This is a genomic window from Bradyrhizobium sp. BRP23, from assembly GCF_020194135.1.
Lineage (GTDB): Bacteria > Pseudomonadota > Alphaproteobacteria > Rhizobiales > Xanthobacteraceae > Bradyrhizobium > Bradyrhizobium yuanmingense.
In genome coordinates this window covers 222,295-237,994 of the sequence record NZ_JADYVW010000004.1, presented here as the reverse complement: position 1 = coordinate 237,994, position 15,700 = coordinate 222,295, and the positions used below count along the sequence as shown (strand labels likewise).

The following is a 15,700-nucleotide window of genomic DNA, read 5'->3' as shown; positions in this document are numbered from 1 at the left end:
AATCGGGGGGAGGCGAATGGCCGTGGTCGCCGCTCCCTCCACCGTCTTTCGGAGACTTCACTGCGAGGCCCCGGCGAAATCCGTACGCGATCAACGCGATCAACAGTATGACGCCAGGGATGCCAATCCAGTGAGGAAGCACCTTGGCTTCCCTCAGATCACCTTCGCCATCGCGGCGGCGGTGTCCGCCATGCGGTTCGAAAAGCCCCACTCGTTGTCGTACCAGGACATCACGCGCACCAGCGTGCCGTTCTGCACCTTGGTCTGGTCCTCGTGGAAGGTCGAGGAGTGCGGGTCGTGGTTGAAGTCGATCGAGACGTTCGGCGCATTGGTGTAGCCGAGGATGCCCTTGAGCTGCTGCTCGCTGGCGCGCTTCATCGCCGCGTTGATCTCCTTGGCGTCGGTGGCGCGCTTGGCGACGATCTTGAGGTCGACGACCGAGACGTTCGGGGTCGGCACGCGGATCGCGACGCCGTCGAGCTTGCCCTTCAGCTCGGGCAGCACGAGGCCGATCGCCTTCGCAGCACCCGTCGAGGTCGGGATCATCGACATCGCCGCCGCGCGGCCGCGGTAGAGATCCTTGTGCATCGTGTCGAGCGTCGGCTGGTCGCCGGTATAGGCGTGGATCGTGGTCATGAAGCCGGTCTCGATGCCGACGAGATCGTTCAGCACCTTGGCAACCGGCGCAAGGCAGTTGGTGGTGCAGCTGCCGTTGGAGACGACGAGGTGATCCTTGGTCAGCGTGTCGTGGTTGACGCCGTAGACGATGGTGGCGTCGGCGCCGTCGGCGGGCGCGGAGACCAGCACGCGCTTGGCGCCGGCGGTCAGATGCGCGCTAGCCTTGTCCTTCGAGGTGAAGATGCCGGTGCATTCCATCGCAATGTCGACGCCGAGATCCTTCCAGGGCAGCTTCGAGGGATCGCGCTCGGCGGTCACCTTGATCTTGCCGTTGCCGAGGCTGATGGAGTCGCCGTCGACGGTGACGGTGCCGGGAAAGCGGCCATGGACGCTGTCGAAGCGGAGGAGATGAGCGTTGGTCTCGACCGGGCCGAGGTCGTTGATGCCGACGACCTCGATGTCCTTGCGGCCGGACTCGGCGATAGCCCGCAGGATGTTGCGGCCGATGCGGCCAAAACCGTTAATTCCGACGCGGACTGCCATGTTTCGTCTCCTTCAATGACCGTTGTCATCCCGCACAACGCGCTATACGCGCCTGCGAGGGTTTTTTAGGGGCGGACGCCCGGTTCGGCCGGGCGGTGCTTGATCATATGGGAGATTAGGTAGTCCTTTTTTGCGGCAAGCTCAACTCTCAGGAAACGCGCTTCAGCACAGCGTTAACCGCGGCCTCGGCGGTAATGCCGAAATGCTTGTAAAGCTCCTTGGCAGGGCCGCTTTCGCCGAACGAATGCATGCCGATGAATTCGCCATCCTGGCCAATCACGGCGTCCCAGCCCCAGCGCACGGCGGCCTCGACCGCGATCTTCACCGGCGCGTTGCCGATGATGGCGGCGCGCTTGGCCTCTGGTTGCGCTAACAACAGCTCCAGCGAGGGAACGGAGACAACGCGCGAAGCGACGCCGCGTTCCGCCAATTGTTTCTGGGCCGCGACCGCGATCTCGACCTCCGAGCCCGAGGCGAACAGCGTCGCCTTGGCTTCGCCCTGGGCGGCGACCAACTCGTAGGCACCAGCCGCGCAGGGATTGTCGTTCGGTGCGGTGGTCCGCAGCTGCGGCAGGTTCTGCCGCGTCAGTGCCAGCACGGTCGGGCCATCGACGCGGTTGAGCGCGAGCTCCCAGCACTCGGCGACTTCCATCGCATCGCAGGGCCGGAAAACGCGCATGTTGGGAATGGCTCTGAGCGCGGCGAGATGCTCGACCGGCTGATGGGTCGGACCGTCTTCGCCGAGACCGATCGAGTCATGGGTCATGACGTAGACGACGCCGGCGCCCATCAGCGCGGCAAGGCGCATCGCCGGACGCGCATAATCGGTGAAGACGAGGAAGGTCGCGCCGTTCGGTGCGAAACCGCCATGCAGGAAAATGCCGTTCATCGCGGCCGCCATGCCGTGCTCGCGGATGCCGTAATGGATGAAGCGGCCCTTCGGCGTCTTGGCCGAGAAGGCGGTCGCCGACTTCGCCTTGTTGTTGTTGGAGCCGGTGAGGTCGGCCGAGCCTGCCAGGAATTCCATCGGCATGGCGCCGGCGATGACTTCGATCACCGCTTCCGACGACTTGCGGGTGGCCGCGGTCATCGGCTTTTCCAGCAGCTCCTTCTTGTAGGCGCGAACGGCCTTGGCGAGCGAAGCGGGACGCTCGTGACGCAGGCGGCGCTCGAACTCGGCGCGCTTGCGGCTGCCGAGCTCACCGAGCCGCGCTTCCCATTCCTGGCGTGCCGCGGCGCCTCGGCTGCCGGCCGCGCGCCATGCCTTCAGCACGTCGTCGGCGACCGCGAACGGCTCGAGCGAAATGCCGAGATTTTCCTTGGCAGCCTTGAGCTCGTCGGCGCCGAGCGCTTCGCCGTGCACCTTCGAGGTGCCTTGCTTGTGCGGCGCGCCGAAGCCGATCGTGGTGCGGCAGGCGATCAGCGTGGGCTTGCTGGATTTCTTCGCGCGCGTGATAGCATCGGCGATCGCGGCCTGGTCGTGGCCGTCGATCTTCTCGGCGGCCCAGCCCGCCGACTTGAAGCGCTTCACCTGGTCGACGGAATCGGAGATCGAGGTCGGGCCGTCGATCGAGATGCCGTTGTCGTCGTAGAGCACGATCAGCTTGTTGAGCTTCCAGTGCCCGGCCATCGCGATCGCTTCCTGCGACACGCCTTCCATCAGGTCGCCGTCGGAGGCGAGCACATAGGTGTGGTGGTCGACGATCTTCTTGCCGAACTCGGCCGCCAGCATCTTCTCGGCCAGCGCCATGCCGACCGCAGTCGAGATGCCCTGGCCGAGCGGGCCGGTGGTGGTCTCGATGCCCCTGGTGCGGAAGTTCTCGGGGTGGCCGGGGGTCAGCGAGTCGACCTGGCGGAACTGCTTGATCTGGTCCAGCGTCATCTCGGCATTGCCGGTCAGATACAGCAGCGAATAGAGCAGCATCGAGCCGTGGCCGGCCGAGAGCACGAAGCGGTCGCGGTCCGGCCAGGCGGGCGCGGCGGCGTCGAATTTCAGGAATTGGGTGAACAGCACGGTGGCGATGTCGGCGGCGCCCATCGGCAGGCCGGGATGGCCCGATTTCGCCTTCTCGACAGCGTCCATCGAAAGGCCGCGGATCGCGTTGGCCATACGGGTGTGATCGACCTGCGTCATGTCTGAAATCCGTCTGAAATGAAGCGCTTGGCGATGGTTGCCCGCGCGGGGAGAAGCCTGGCGGCCACTGAAGGTTGGCGCTGGGATAGCACCTCGGTTCCGGGAGTCCAAGGCAATCGAACGCCGGTTTGGCCGCAAAAGTTGCCTGTGTGGACATCGGTTTTCCGCCGGGATCGCGCCGGGCGGAAGCGACGCAGCGACACGTCGTCCCGATTGAACAGTGCATAGTTTTGCGGCGGCGTTGCGCTTGGCTAGCTTGCTTTGTAAATTTCTGCTTCTAACCGCTTGCCGAACCGAGTCTTTTGCCGGACGGCAAGCTCCAGGGAAAGGCCACTGGGCAAAGGCCGCCAGGTTCCGCCGCTGACTGCATGAACGATCGCGTATCCAACAGTTCCGCCATGACGGAGTCGTCCGCCGTCGAGATCGAGATTGCGACCCGCAGACTCATGGCGGCGCTCGATGCGCTCGAAAGTGCGGTGGAGCGGCGTCGCGATGCCGATCGCGACGAGAACGAGCTTGCGGCGCGCATCCAGGCGCTCGGCGCGGATCGCTCGCGTCTTGCCGACGAGCTCGACGGCGCGCTGGTGAAGGCACGCAAGCTCGAGCGCACCAATCGCGAGATTTCTGACCGGCTGGATTCCGCGATCGTGACGATACGCTCGGTGCTCGATACCGGAGAGGACGGATGAGCCACATCAACGTCACCATCAACGGCCGGCAATATCGCATGGCCTGCGAGGAGGGCCAGGAGGTGCGGCTGCTCAAGCTCGCCGAGACGCTGGAGACGCGCATCCAGTCGCTGCGCGGAAAATTCGGCGAGATCGGCGATGCGCGCCTCACCGTCATGGCTGCGCTCACCGTGTGCGATGAGCTGATCGACACCACCAACCGCGTCCGCACCCTTGAGCAGGAATTGACCGAGCTCAGGGATTTCCGCAATGCCGCCGTCGAGCGCGCCAGGATGACGCAGACCGCGGTGGTCAACGCGCTGAACGCCGCCGCCGAGCGCATCGAGAAATCGACCCAGGTCCTGAACCGGACGGTGGGGAACGGCATCGCGATCGGCTGAAGCTCGATAGGAGCCGTGCCCTTACCCTCCCCTGGAGGGCCCTGGAGGGGGAGGGTCGATCGCGCGTAGCGCGAGCGGGGTGGGGTGATCTCTCCACACGAACAGTGCCCGTGGGGAGAGATCACCCCACCCCGTCTCACATTTCGCTGCGCTCCATGTGAGCCGACCCACGGGCGAGCTTCGCTCGTCCCGGACCCCTCCAGGGGAGGGTAAGAAAGCGCGCAGCGGAAGCCGCACTCTCGTCGCACTGGCGATTCGTCAGTACAGTTGTTACATTGCCTGCGCGAGGCTGCGACGTGCGTCAGGAGCCATATATCCCCGGGGCCTTATCGATCCTTTAGGGAACTGTCCCTGGCCGGGCCCGTGGGCTCGGACATATGGTGCCCACCTACTTTCGTAGGGAACTCCGGGATCGAGTGCTTCAACGGCGTTCGCGGCTTCGCACTTTCGTTTGCTTCGTTTGTGCTTGTTGAAACGACTGCGGCCAATTCAACAGGTGTCATTCCCCGCGAAGGCGGGGAATCCAGTACGCCGCGGCCCTTGTGTGAATCACCACCGCCTCTGGAATACTGGATCACCCGCCCCAGTGCGCAAGGGCGCACAAGGCGGGTGATGACGTGGGGACCAAAGCACATGTCCAACTCCAAAGCCGAGCTCCGTGCCAAAGCCCTCGCCAAGCGCGATGCGCTGAGCGAGAAGAAACGCATCGCGGCCGCCGCAAAGCTCGCCAAGCGCGGGCTACCGTTCAAGCTGCTGCCCGGCAGCATCGTCTCCGGCTATTCGCCGATCCGCAGCGAGATCGATCCGATGCCGCTGCTTGCGAGGCTCGCGGAAGAGGGCGCCAGGCTGGCGCTGCCCTGCGTCACCGCGCGCGGCCAGTCGCTGATCTTCCGTCTCTTCCATCCGAACGACCGCCTGATGCTCGGCCCGCTCGGCATTCCCGAACCTTCACCTGCTGCGGCCGAAGTCATTCCCGACATCATGCTGACGCCGCTCGCCGCCTTCGACCGCCTCGGCCATCGCATCGGCTATGGCGCCGGGCATTACGATTTCACCTTCGCGCATTTGCGCAAATCCAAGCACATCGTCGGCATCGGCCTTGCGTTTGCAGTGCAGGAGATCGAGGCGGTTCCGGCACTATCCCACGACGTGGCGCTCGATTATGTGCTAACGGAATCGGACGTGTTCGATTTCCGGAGTTCTGAAGTTGCGCATTCTCTTCGTGGGTGACGTCGTCGGCCGTAGCGGACGCGAGGCCGTCTCCGAATATCTGCCCGGCATGGTCAAGGACTGGTCGCTCGATCTCGTCGTCGTCAACGGCGAGAATTCGGCCGGTGGCTTCGGCATCACGGAAGCGATCTACCAGGAGTTTCTCGAGGCCGGCGCCGACGCGGTGACGCTCGGCAATCACTCCTGGGACCAGCGCGAGGCGCTGGTGTTCATCGAGCGCGCCGACCGCCTGGTGCGCCCCGCCAACTATCCGCGCGGCACGCCCGGCCGCGGCGCCGCCTTGGTCGAGACCAAGAACGGCAAGCACGCCCTCGTCGTCAACGCGCTCGGCCGCGTCTTCATGACCCCGTTCGACGATCCCTTCGCCGCGCTCGAGCGCGAGCTTGGCGCCTGTCGGCTCGGCGTCGCCGCCGACGCCATCGTCGTCGATTTCCATTGCGAGGCTTCAAGCGAGAAGCAGGGGATCGGCTTCTTCTGCGACGGCCGCGCCAGCCTCGTCGTCGGCACGCACACGCATGTGCCGACCGCCGACCACCAGATCCTGTCAGGCGGCACCGCCTACATGACCGACGCCGGCATGACCGGCGATTACGATTCCATCATCGGCATGCAGAAGGAAGAGCCGCTGCGGAGGTTCACATCAGGAATTCCGTCCGGCCGCTTCGAGCCGGCCGCAGGCGCCGCGACGCTCAGCGGCGTCGCCGTGGAAACGGACGATGCGACAGGGCTCGCGCTCAAGATCGCGCCGGTGCGCGTGGGTGGAAGGCTGGAGCCGACGACGCCGAAATTCTGGTTGAGCTGAAGCGCGAGCGAAATCACCCGGTGTCGTCCCCGGACGATTATATCAAACTTTGCCCTCAGCAGCGGACATCGACGGGCAACAAGGGAACTCCGCTTTGGGCCACAAGCGGAAGTCAACAGTCATTGGCGGCTGCGAGCCCTTCTCTTCGACAGATTGGATTCCGTTCAAGAAGCTGTCCGCAACATTGGTGTCATCGTCGGCGAAGAACCATGTTGTATCTCGCCGATGATCTTGAAGCCGTGGCGTTCATAAAGGGAGATGTTTCGCGGATTCGAACTTTCGAGGTAGGCGGCGATGCCCTCCTCGTCGCATCGTCGAAGAGCGTGCTTCATCAACAATGTGCCGAGACCTTGGCCGATCCAGTTTGGATCGGAGGCAATGAGAGGCAGATACCAATGGGGCTCGTGGGGATGATGTTCGGCCATTCCCTGGAGCATGTGTCCAATATCATCGGCGATCTCCGGACGCAGGGATTGCGCCATGAGTGCGTCCATGGCCGTTTCATCGGGCTCGACGCCGGGCGGCAGCCACAGGGCGGCCGCGCGAGCCCCTTCTGTGATGTAAGCTGTGCCATGCTCGAATGCCCGTCCGCCAAATGCCTTGACGAATTGAGGCATAATCCTGAGATATTCGGATGAATCGGGCCAAACCCAACGCGCCATCGGATCGGCTGCAAAGCCAAGTACAATGGTGCTGATAGTGCTTGCCTGAATGTTGGCGCCCGCAGATTTGATTTCCGAGTCTGCGCTCATGATATCGTCTCCAAGTCGTCGATGGCGTCGGCCACATTCATTCTAAGATGCAGCACAGGATAGTGGCCGGGCGCTACGGCGTCGCGCGCAATCACGCGTCAATCTCAGGTGACCGCGCCCCGCGCCGCGACTGGCCAAAGTGCCTCCACGCGGGAATCCGGCGTGTTGAAGCCGCGCACGCCGACATACCAGTCGTAGAGATTGACGGTCGGGTCGCAATGGCCGGGGATCAGCGTCACCTTGTCGCCGATCGCCAGTCGCGACGAAGCGCTGTCGAAATCGAGCAAGCCATGCTCGTCAGAGGGCCGATGATAGCGCAGATCGGGCCGGCCGAGCACGACCGGAAATCCGCTGTCGTTCGACAGAGCCTTGTGGCCGGCATCGATGACCGCGTGTTCGCCGGCGCCTGTGCTCATCACCGTCGCGATCACGAACAGCGCATGCTCGAACGGATTGGCGTTGCGCGCCCCGTCGGCGAGGTTCTTGGCGTAGTCGGCGTCCATGAAGATATAGGAGCCCGCCTGCAATTCGTTCCAGATGCCGCTCGCGCCTTCGAGCTCGAATGTGCCGGTTCCCGCACCTCCAATCGTCCGGCACTGAAAGCCCGCGTCCTTGAGGACGCGCAGTGTCTCCGCGGTCGCGTTCGCGGCACCGGCGATGGCAGCGCGCCGCTCCTCCGGCGTGCGCAAATGCTGGGCAGAGCCGTGATAGGCCTGCAAGCCGCCGAACGATAGGAAGCGTGAAGCCGCCACCTGCCGCGCCAGGGTGGCCGCCGCCGGCCCCGGCCTGACGCCGCAGCGACCGGCGCCGACGTCGATTTCGACCAGGACTTCGATTTGCGATCCTGCCCGCTCCGCGGCGTGCGACAGTTGCTCGACCATGATCGCATCGTCCACGCAAACGCTGATGCGTGCGTGGCGCGCGAGGCCTGCGAGCCGTTCCAGCTTCCGCAGGCCCACCACCTCGTTGCTGACGAGCACGTCGCTCACCCCGCCCGCAACCAGGATCTCGGCCTCGGCGACCTTCTGGCAGCACATGCCGATTGCGCCGCGCGCTATCTGCTTGGCCGCAATGATCGGTGATTTGTGGGTCTTCGCATGCGGACGCAAGCGAACGCCGAGCTTGCTCACCGCCGCCGCCATCGTGTCGAGATTGCGCTCGAAAGCGTCGAGGTCGATGATCAGCGCCGGTGTATCGATCTCGGAAAACGGCGCGCCGATTTGGGCGGGTGGACAGGCCATCGAAAAACCAGCTTGTTGTGTTCGGGTTCGCGCTCCGAATGCGCGGCGGCATTTCTACGGCAACGTCGGCCGCCGCGCCAGTGCAGGCGGCTTTTGGTGCTCGGCAGGCGGCGGTGAGAACCGCCCACAATTTCGGAATAATAGCATTCTACCCCTGTTTTGCCCGACGGGTCAACGCGCGCCACGGCCTGCCGGCGCAAGCCATTGATTCCACACGCCCCGGCTACTGTGCATGGGGTTGTTTTCGAGCTTTTGTTTTGAAGATGCCGGAGCGTCCTCGTCAGCCCTGGCGAAAGCCCATCCGGAAGGCGCCCCAGTGCTTGCCGCGGATCATGATCGGCGACGACAGGTCCTTCATCAGCACGAACTGCCCGCCGCCCATGTCGCGGCGATAGGTTTGCAGCAGGAAGGGTTTTGTGTTGGCCGCGACCTTCTTCACTGCGCGGTCGGTGAACAGGCGGCGGTTGCGGCAATTGGCGTTGTTCCAGACCGGGTCCTTGCCCTGCGGCAGGCGGTAGTTCGGATTGTGGGTCGGAAGGTAGCCGCCTTTGGCCCAGGCGACGCAGAACACGATGCGCGGATCGGAGCTCTGGATCGGGTCCTGGATCGCGGGCAGCACGCGGTCGGTGAACTCGACGTAGTTGGTCAGGTACTGCTTCGGATCGGTGCCTGATATCTCGCGGTAGGTCTCGTCCATGAGCTGGTCGAGCGTGATCTCGCCGCGGTCGATCGCAGCTTCGAACTCGGCCGAGATCCGCTTCGCGGTGTCGACGACGATGCGGATCAGCGGCGCGTCCGACGTCTCCACGCCGCTGTCGGCGATCAGCGCGATCAGGCCTTCGGAGGCGTCGAGCAGCTTTGCTACCCGCTCGTCGGCGCTTCGGAGGTCGCGCGAGGAGAGGTCGACGCCCTTGGCGAGCTCGTTGAGCTCGCTGATCACGGTGTCGCAGTGGCCGAGGTTGGAGGTCGCCGCGCGCGCGACGCCGTCGATCTCGGCTTCGACCGAGGCGAAGCCCTGCTGGACCCGCGAGATGATGCCGGAGATCGCTTGCGCGCCTTCGCCGGCGGTCTTGGCGCGCTGCGAGGCGTCGCTGCTCTCGCCGATCAGGCCTTCGATCTGGCCGTCGAGATCGCGCACGGTGTCGGAGATCTCATGCGTGGCCTGGCGCGTGGCCTCCGCGAGGTTCTTGACCTCGCTTGCGACCACCGCGAAGCCGCGGCCGGCAGTGCCGGCGCGCGCGGCCTCGATGGTGGCGTTGAGCGCGAGCAGATTGGTCTGCTTGGCGATCGCCTCGATCGAGCCGGAGACCTTCGCCACCTGCGCCAGCGCCGCGCCGACGGCGGACAGGCGCACCTCGATCCGCTCCACCGCGGCGACGAGCTCGGAGATGTGGCTGACCGCGGTGTCGACCGCGCCGCGCGACTGCGCGATCTCGCCGACCGCGGCCGACGTCGTGGTTTGCACCGCCTGCGAGGCGTTGGCGATGTCGTGGTTGGCCGAGACCATCCTCTCGGCCGTCTTCTGCAGATGGTGAAACCGTTCCGACTGGCTCGCGACGCGGTTTGCGACGTCCTGGACATTGCCGGCGATGTCGGCGAGCTCGACGCCGAGACCGCCGATGCGGTCGGCGAGCTGGTCGATCAGGCGTTCGGCCAGCGTCCGGTTGGAGGCAGTGTCCAATACGGCAAGTTGTGCAGAGGACATGTACGGGCTCTCTCCAGTCGGAGCCGTTGATCGGCTCCTTGGCGGCATTCCGATTCCAGATCCGACCTTAGAGGATGATTCGCGCCCGGCGTCTTGCCCAGGAGTGCAGGTGCGTGCACGCGCGGGAGCGCTACAGCTTGTAGGCCGTGCGGAAGCCGCCCCAGTGCCGGCCCTGCACGCGGATCGGGACGTCGATCTCCCGCATCATCACCGTGTTCCCGTTGCCCATGTCGCGCGCATAGCTCTGGACCAGGTAGGATCGCAGGTTGCGCGCGGCGGCCAGCCCCGCCGGATCGTTGAAGATGCGCCGGTTGCGGCTGTTGGCCGTGTTCCAGGCGACGTCGCCCGGCCGCTGCGGATGCGAATAGATCTTGTTGTGCACCGGCAAAAAGCCGTTGCGGTCGACCATGGCGCAGAACGCCATCCGCGACTCCCGCGCCAGAAAGGCTTCCTGGAACGGCGGCAGGGCGCGGTCGGCCCAGTCGAGATATTTGGTGCGGTATTGCTGCGGATTGGTGCCGGCGATTTCCAAATAGTCCGTGTCGAAGAGGTCGTCGAGCTTGACCTCGCCGCGCGCAACCGCCTGCTCGAATATCTGCGTCAGCGCATTGCCGGCTTCCATGGCACGGGTGACGAACTCGGTGTTCTCCTCATGGATCGACCAGAGCTTGTCCTCGATCTTCTCGTTGAGAGCGGCGGTGGCGCCGACGAATTGCGCGCGGGCGCCGGCCTTGGATTGCTCGATCACGCGCAGGCGGCAGGCGCCGATGTCCTCTAAGCTGCCTTCGATCGTCGCTTGCGTTGCCAGCCGGCTTGCGTCCGCGCCGCCGATCAGCACGCCTTCCATCGCGATTTCATAGACCGGCATCACGGCGCGCGCGGTTTCGAATTTGATGTGGCAGGGCAGCCGCTCGGTCTTGCGGCGGTCGTCGTGCTCGCTCTGGCGCAGCAGCACCGCGCAGCGCGATTTCAGCTTCTGGGCGAAGGTGGTGACGGCCTTGCCGGCGCTGGCGACGCTCTCGCCATGGGTCTCGGCCGCCTTGGTCGCCGCGTCGATCTCGGCCGCGCTCTCGCCGACCGAGATGATGAACTCCGAGGCGCTGGCGGCATTGCCGGAGACTTCGCTGGTCGTGGCATTCTGCTCGGCGACCGCGCCGTTGACGGTGTCGAACACCGGACGGATCGCCTCGATCGCCTGCGAGATGCGGTGCACGGCGTCCGCCGAACCGGCGGCGTCGCGCTGCAATGCGTCGATCTTCTTCGTGATCTCCTCGGTCGCACTCTGGGTCTGCACCGCGAGCGCCTTGACCTCGGTGGCAACGACGGCAAAGCCTTTTCCGGCTGCGCCCGCGCGCGCGGCCTCGATCGTCGAGTTGAGCGCGAGCAGCGTGGTCTGCCGCGCGATCTGCGCGATCAAATTGACGACGTTGCCGATGGCGGCGGAGGATTCGCGCAGGCGGTCGACATTGGCGCGGGCTTCCTGCGCGGCGGCGCTGGCCTCGTCGGCGAGCTTGCCGGCCGCGCGAACCTGTGCGCCGATGCCTTGCGCGGACTGGGTGAACTTGTCGGCGGCATGGGCGAAGGTGGAGGCGGTGGATTGCGCCGCGTTGGTCCGGCCGGTCAGGGCGTCGGTGCGGTCGCGAATGGCAGCGAGGGTCGCCGCGGTCGCCTCGGCGCCGCCAGCCACCGAATTGGCGGCGCGCTCAAGCTGGCGGATCATGGCGCCGAGCTCGAGTTCCAGCAATTCCAGGATTTCCCGGGCCGAATCACTTTCGGCGGTCGGGGCGGGTGCGGCAGGGGCCGCCGGCTGCGCAGCCCCCGGGGCTGCCGCGGGCGCGGCCGTGTCCGGCAGACGCTTCCGAAATAATCCGAACGCCATCGGGTCTCTCTTGTCGGGGGACGGTCGGGCGCTATTTTCGCAGTCCGGAATGAAATCAGGGTTAACGGTGCCCATCTAGGCAGGCGCCGTTACGGCGGCTACCTTTACAGTGCTACCTCAGGCGCAGCCGAGCCCTTTGATTCCGGTGGGTTGGCGGCCTATAAGGCCGCGCTTCCCACGCTCATCTTTGGCTGACGATTTCTCAAGAGACCACGCATGGCCGGACATTCCCAATTCAAGAACATCATGCACCGCAAGGGGCGGCAGGATGCCCAGAAGTCGAAACTGTTCGGCAAGCTGGCGCGGGAAATCACCGTCGCCGCCAAGCTGGGCACTCCCGACCCCGCCATGAACCCCCGCCTGCGTGCCGCCGTGATCGCGGCGCGGCAGGAGAACATGCCGAAGGACAATATCGAGCGCGCCATCAAGAAGGCGCTCGGCAGCGACGGCGAGAACTATGACGAGATCCGCTACGAGGGCTACGGCCCCGGCGGGGTCGCCGTCATCGTCGAGGCGCTGACCGACAATCGCAACCGCGCCGCCTCCGACATCCGCTCCTTCTTCACCAAGTCCGGCGGCAATCTCGGCGAAACCGGCTCGGTCTCCTTCATGTTCGACCGCACCGGCATCATCGAATATGACCGCAGCGTCGCCTCCGACGATGCGGTGCTGGACGCCGCGATCGAGGCCGGCGCCGACGACGTCGTTTCCGGCGAGGGCGGCCACGAGATCTACGCCTCGACCGAAGGCTATCGCGACGTCGCCAAGGCGCTGGAAGCCAAGTTCGGCGAGCCGCGCAAGGCCGCACTGATCTGGAAGCCGCAGAACACGGTTGCGGTCGACGACGAGACCGGCGAGAAGCTCCTGAAACTGATGGACCTGCTCAACGAGCACGACGACGTGCAGAACGTCTACGCCAATTTCGAGGTGTCGGACGCGCTTGTTGCGAAGATGGGCGGGTAGGGCTCGACGGCCCTACTTCCCTTGTTACTTCCGTTCTGTTTCTGTTTCCTCCAGGGCAGCCAGCCGCTATCACTGGCGCATGACTGCGCTCCCGATTCGTGGCCCCGTTCGCATCATCGGCATCGACCCCGGCCTGCGCCGCACCGGCTGGGGCGTGATCGAGGCCGAGGGCAATCGCCTGATCTACGTCGCCTGCGGCTCGGTGGAACCGCCCGACGATTTGCCGCTGTCGAGCCGGCTGCTCGCGATCCATGAAGGGCTCGCTTCCGTCTTGTCCGATCACCGGCCGGTGGAAGCGGCGGTGGAGCAGACCTTCGTCAACAAGGACGGCGTTGCGACGCTGAAGCTCGGCCAGGCCCGCGGCGTCGCCATGCTGGCGCCGGCAATGTTCGGCATCTCTGTCGCCGAATACGCGCCGAACCAGGTCAAGAAGACCGTGGTCGGCGCCGGCCACGCCGACAAGCAACAGATCGCGATGATGCTGAAGATCCTGCTGCCGAAGGCCGAGCCCCCGTCGGCGGATGCCGCCGACGCGCTCGCCATCGCCATCACCCACGCCCATCACCGCCAGAGTACCGCTCTCAGGCTGAAGGTGGTGGGGATATGATCGGCAAGCTCAAGGGCTTGATCGATTCCTACGGCGAGGATTTCGTCATCCTCGACGTCGGCGGCGTCGGCTATCAGGTACATTGCTCCTCGCGCACCTTGCAGCATCTGCCCTCGCCGGGTGAGGCCGCTGTGCTGTCGATCGAGACCTATGTCCGCGAGGACCAGATCAAGCTGTTCGGCTTCCGCACCGATCAGGAGCGCGAATGGTTTCGCCTGCTCCAGACCGTGCAGGGCGTCGGCGCCAAGGTCGCGCTGGCCGTGCTCGGCACACTGTCGCCGGCCGATCTCGCCAATGCCATCGCGCTGCGCGACAAGGCCGCGGTGGCGCGAACGCCCGGTGTCGGCCCCAAGGTCGCCGAGCGCATCGTCACCGAATTGAAGGACAAGGCGCCGGCCTTCGCCAATGTCGATCCCGCTGTCGTGCATCTTGCCGGCGCCGTCGACGACCAGCGCGCACCGCGGCCCGTGGCGGATGCGATCTCCGCGCTGGTCAATCTCGGCTACGGCCAGCCGCAGGCCGCCGCGGCGATTGCATCGGCCTCGCGCAGCGCGGGTGAGGGCGCCGAGACGGCGCAGCTGATTCGATTGGGTTTGAAGGAACTGGCCAAGTGAACAACGGCCAGCGCCTCTCCGAGTGGGGTCAAGGTGCGGCACGCCAGCATTTGCGGCGCCTCGGCCGTATGTTCGTCGTCGTCTTCTGCGGAACACTTTTTGCCGGGTATCTTGCAATGCTGGCGTTCTCGGCATCAGGTTGTTTTCTTAGTCGTGTCATTCGATGCTTTTCGGTCTCGCGCGACCTGATCGGGTTCAGCTGGTTTGCCGTGAAAGGCTTGTTCTTGCCTGCGGCCGTTGTGGCCTTGATGGTTGCAATCTTCCTGCAAATCCGAGGCTCCGTTGTCTGGTGGGACGTTCTCGTTGCAAGCTTGCTTTCGGCGCTGGTGATTGGCTCTGTTGGAAGAGCACTGAGTGAACCGGCTGAGGCATTTGTCTTGCTTGTGGTAAGTTTGATCTTCTTTGCAGGTGCTCAAGCTGCCCTTCTTATCGACAAGCGACTGTGCAGGACTTCCGCATGACCACTCCCCCCCGCATGGTCTCGCCCGAGCGCCGCAGCGACGATGTCGGCGACACCGCGCTGCGGCCGCAATCGCTGTCCGACTTCGTCGGCCAGGCGCAGGCGCGCAAGAATCTCTCGATCTTCATCGAAGCGGCGCGCAAGCGCGGCGAGGCGCTGGACCACGTGCTGTTCGTAGGTCCCCCGGGGCTCGGCAAGACCACGCTGGCGCAGATCGTGGCGAAGGAGCTCGGAGTCGGTTTCCGCGCCACCTCGGGGCCCGTGATCGCCAAGGCCGGCGATCTTGCCGCCCTCTTGACCAACCTCGAAGAGCGCGACGTGCTCTTCATCGACGAGATCCATCGCCTCAGCCCGGCGGTGGAAGAGGTGCTCTATCCCGCGATGGAGGACTTTCAGCTCGACCTCATCATCGGCGAGGGCCCGGCGGCGCGCTCGGTCAAGATCGAGCTGTCGAAATTCACGCTGGTCGGCGCCACCACGCGCGCCGGCCTTCTCACCAATCCCTTGCGCGACCGCTTTGGCATTCCGGTCCGGCTCAACTTCTACACGATCGAGGAGTTGGAGAGCATCGTCAGCCGCGGCGCGCGCGTGCTCAACGTCGGCATGAGCGCCGATGGCGCCAACGAGATCGCGCGCCGCGCCCGCGGCACGCCGCGCATCGCCGGCCGCCTGCTCCGCCGCGTGCGCGATTTCGCCTCGGCGGCCGATGCCGACAAGATCGACCGTAAGATTGCCGACCATGCGCTGAGCGCGCTCGAGGTCGATGCCGCAGGGCTGGACGCGATGGATCGGCGCTATCTCTCGACCATCGCGCTCAACTATGGCGGCGGACCGGTCGGCGTCGAGACCATGGCTGCGGCCTTGTCGGAGCCGCGCGACGCCATCGAGGACATCATCGAGCCCTATCTGATCCAGTGCGGCTATCTGCAGCGCACGCCGCGCGGCCGCCTGCTGACCTCGCACGCCTTCCGCCATCTCGGTCTCGCCGAGCCCCCGCGCGATGCGGCGGCGCAGTTCGGCCTGTTCGGCACGGATGACAGCGACGAGTGATCTGCCGAACCTCGCGCTGTTCCGGCTTGATGA

Annotated in this window: 15 protein-coding genes and 1 other RNA gene; 10 read left to right on the top strand and 6 right to left on the bottom strand. The window is 65.2% G+C overall.

From position 1 onward, the window contains the following. Positions 1-153 precede the first annotated feature (153 nt). Together gap and tkt are read right to left on the bottom strand one after the other, a co-directional pair. The gene (gap, locus tag I6F24_RS12755; protein ID WP_035998321.1) at positions 154-1,161 is read right to left on the bottom strand and encodes a type I glyceraldehyde-3-phosphate dehydrogenase; all 1,008 of its coding nucleotides are present in this window, start codon (positions 1,159-1,161) and stop codon (positions 154-156) included. Positions 1,162-1,309: 148 nt separating this feature from the next. Beyond that, positions 1,310-3,295, bottom strand: a complete 1,986-nt coding sequence (tkt, locus tag I6F24_RS12750) for a transketolase (RefSeq protein WP_225149265.1) — start codon at positions 3,293-3,295, stop codon at positions 1,310-1,312. A gap of 398 nt (positions 3,296-3,693) precedes the next feature. Between tkt and I6F24_RS12745 the strand changes: the two genes are divergently transcribed. From I6F24_RS12745 to I6F24_RS12725, 5 genes are all read left to right on the top strand, one after another. Then, positions 3,694-3,984: a DUF4164 domain-containing protein gene (locus I6F24_RS12745; RefSeq protein WP_011084341.1), complete on the top strand. Its 291-nt coding sequence runs from the start codon at positions 3,694-3,696 to the stop codon at positions 3,982-3,984. Continuing rightward, the gene (locus I6F24_RS12740; RefSeq protein ID WP_035998340.1) at positions 3,981-4,364 is read left to right on the top strand and encodes a cell division protein ZapA; all 384 of its coding nucleotides are present in this window, start codon (positions 3,981-3,983) and stop codon (positions 4,362-4,364) included. The genes I6F24_RS12745 and I6F24_RS12740 overlap by 4 nt, the downstream gene beginning before the upstream one ends. Positions 4,365-4,647: 283 nt before the next feature. Next, positions 4,648-4,808, top strand: a non-coding RNA gene (gene ssrS, locus I6F24_RS12735) — 6S RNA. 189 nt (positions 4,809-4,997) lie between these two features. Next, positions 4,998-5,594 carry a 5-formyltetrahydrofolate cyclo-ligase gene (locus tag I6F24_RS12730; protein ID WP_035998343.1) on the top strand — a complete coding sequence of 199 codons (597 nt, stop codon included), beginning with the start codon at positions 4,998-5,000 and terminating at the stop codon, positions 5,592-5,594. Continuing rightward, positions 5,572-6,396: a TIGR00282 family metallophosphoesterase gene (locus I6F24_RS12725; protein WP_225149264.1), complete on the top strand. Its 825-nt coding sequence runs from the start codon at positions 5,572-5,574 to the stop codon at positions 6,394-6,396. The genes I6F24_RS12730 and I6F24_RS12725 overlap by 23 nt, the downstream gene beginning before the upstream one ends. A 164-nt stretch (positions 6,397-6,560) precedes the next feature. On the opposite strand, the gene I6F24_RS12720 is transcribed toward I6F24_RS12725, so the two are convergent. The 4 genes from I6F24_RS12720 to I6F24_RS12705 form a co-directional block, all read right to left on the bottom strand. Next, a complete protein-coding gene (locus I6F24_RS12720; protein ID WP_085971997.1) occupies positions 6,561-7,148 on the bottom strand; it encodes an N-acetyltransferase in 588 nt (195 codons plus the stop codon). Between the two features lie 104 nt (positions 7,149-7,252). Beyond that, the gene (locus I6F24_RS12715) at positions 7,253-8,389 is read right to left on the bottom strand and encodes a DSD1 family PLP-dependent enzyme (RefSeq protein ID WP_225149263.1); all 1,137 of its coding nucleotides are present in this window, start codon (positions 8,387-8,389) and stop codon (positions 7,253-7,255) included. A gap of 280 nt (positions 8,390-8,669) precedes the next feature. Beyond that, complete coding sequence (locus tag I6F24_RS12710; protein ID WP_225149262.1) at positions 8,670-10,094, bottom strand: methyl-accepting chemotaxis protein; 1,425 nt, start codon at positions 10,092-10,094, stop codon at positions 8,670-8,672. 130 nt (positions 10,095-10,224) lie between these two features. Continuing rightward, positions 10,225-11,973, bottom strand: a complete 1,749-nt coding sequence (locus I6F24_RS12705; RefSeq protein ID WP_225149261.1) for a methyl-accepting chemotaxis protein — start codon at positions 11,971-11,973, stop codon at positions 10,225-10,227. Between the two features lie 216 nt (positions 11,974-12,189). On the opposite strand from I6F24_RS12705, the gene I6F24_RS12700 reads away from it, so the two are divergent. The 5 genes from I6F24_RS12700 (at position 12,190) to ruvB (ending at position 15,667) form a co-directional block, all read left to right on the top strand. After that, positions 12,190-12,936: a YebC/PmpR family DNA-binding transcriptional regulator gene (locus I6F24_RS12700; RefSeq protein WP_225149260.1), complete on the top strand. Its 747-nt coding sequence runs from the start codon at positions 12,190-12,192 to the stop codon at positions 12,934-12,936. Positions 12,937-13,015: 79 nt separating this feature from the next. Further along, the gene (gene ruvC / locus I6F24_RS12695; RefSeq protein WP_035998374.1) at positions 13,016-13,543 is read left to right on the top strand and encodes a crossover junction endodeoxyribonuclease RuvC; all 528 of its coding nucleotides are present in this window, start codon (positions 13,016-13,018) and stop codon (positions 13,541-13,543) included. Then, the gene (gene ruvA, locus I6F24_RS12690; protein ID WP_035998377.1) at positions 13,540-14,157 is read left to right on the top strand and encodes a Holliday junction branch migration protein RuvA; all 618 of its coding nucleotides are present in this window, start codon (positions 13,540-13,542) and stop codon (positions 14,155-14,157) included. The genes ruvC and ruvA overlap by 4 nt, the downstream gene beginning before the upstream one ends. Continuing rightward, complete coding sequence (locus I6F24_RS12685) at positions 14,154-14,618, top strand: hypothetical protein (protein ID WP_035998380.1); 465 nt, start codon at positions 14,154-14,156, stop codon at positions 14,616-14,618. The genes ruvA and I6F24_RS12685 overlap by 4 nt, the downstream gene beginning before the upstream one ends. Beyond that, entirely contained in the window at positions 14,615-15,667 is a 1,053-nt protein-coding gene (gene ruvB, locus I6F24_RS12680; RefSeq protein WP_036021740.1) for a Holliday junction branch migration DNA helicase RuvB, read from the top strand. Before I6F24_RS12685 ends, ruvB begins: the two co-directional genes overlap by 4 nt. Positions 15,668-15,700: the final 33 nt, after the last annotated feature.

Coding starts and splice junctions, on each gene's coding strand:
- ruvA (WP_035998377.1), top strand. CDS start 13,540: ATGATCGGCAAGCTCAAGGGCTTGATCGATTCCTACGGCGAGGATTTC.
- ruvB (WP_036021740.1), top strand. CDS start 14,615: ATGACCACTCCCCCCCGCATGGTCTCGCCCGAGCGCCGCAGCGACGAT.
- I6F24_RS12730 (WP_035998343.1), top strand. CDS start 4,998: ATGTCCAACTCCAAAGCCGAGCTCCGTGCCAAAGCCCTCGCCAAGCGC.
- I6F24_RS12700 (WP_225149260.1), top strand. CDS start 12,190: ATGGCCGGACATTCCCAATTCAAGAACATCATGCACCGCAAGGGGCGG.
- tkt (WP_225149265.1), bottom strand. CDS start 3,295: ATGACGCAGGTCGATCACACCCGTATGGCCAACGCGATCCGCGGCCTT.
- I6F24_RS12740 (WP_035998340.1), top strand. CDS start 3,981: ATGAGCCACATCAACGTCACCATCAACGGCCGGCAATATCGCATGGCC.
- ruvC (WP_035998374.1), top strand. CDS start 13,016: ATGACTGCGCTCCCGATTCGTGGCCCCGTTCGCATCATCGGCATCGAC.
- I6F24_RS12715 (WP_225149263.1), bottom strand. CDS start 8,389: ATGGCCTGTCCACCCGCCCAAATCGGCGCGCCGTTTTCCGAGATCGAT.
- gap (WP_035998321.1), bottom strand. CDS start 1,161: ATGGCAGTCCGCGTCGGAATTAACGGTTTTGGCCGCATCGGCCGCAAC.
- I6F24_RS12705 (WP_225149261.1), bottom strand. CDS start 11,973: ATGGCGTTCGGATTATTTCGGAAGCGTCTGCCGGACACGGCCGCGCCC.
- I6F24_RS12710 (WP_225149262.1), bottom strand. CDS start 10,094: ATGTCCTCTGCACAACTTGCCGTATTGGACACTGCCTCCAACCGGACG.
- I6F24_RS12745 (WP_011084341.1), top strand. CDS start 3,694: ATGACGGAGTCGTCCGCCGTCGAGATCGAGATTGCGACCCGCAGACTC.
- I6F24_RS12720 (WP_085971997.1), bottom strand. CDS start 7,148: ATGAGCGCAGACTCGGAAATCAAATCTGCGGGCGCCAACATTCAGGCA.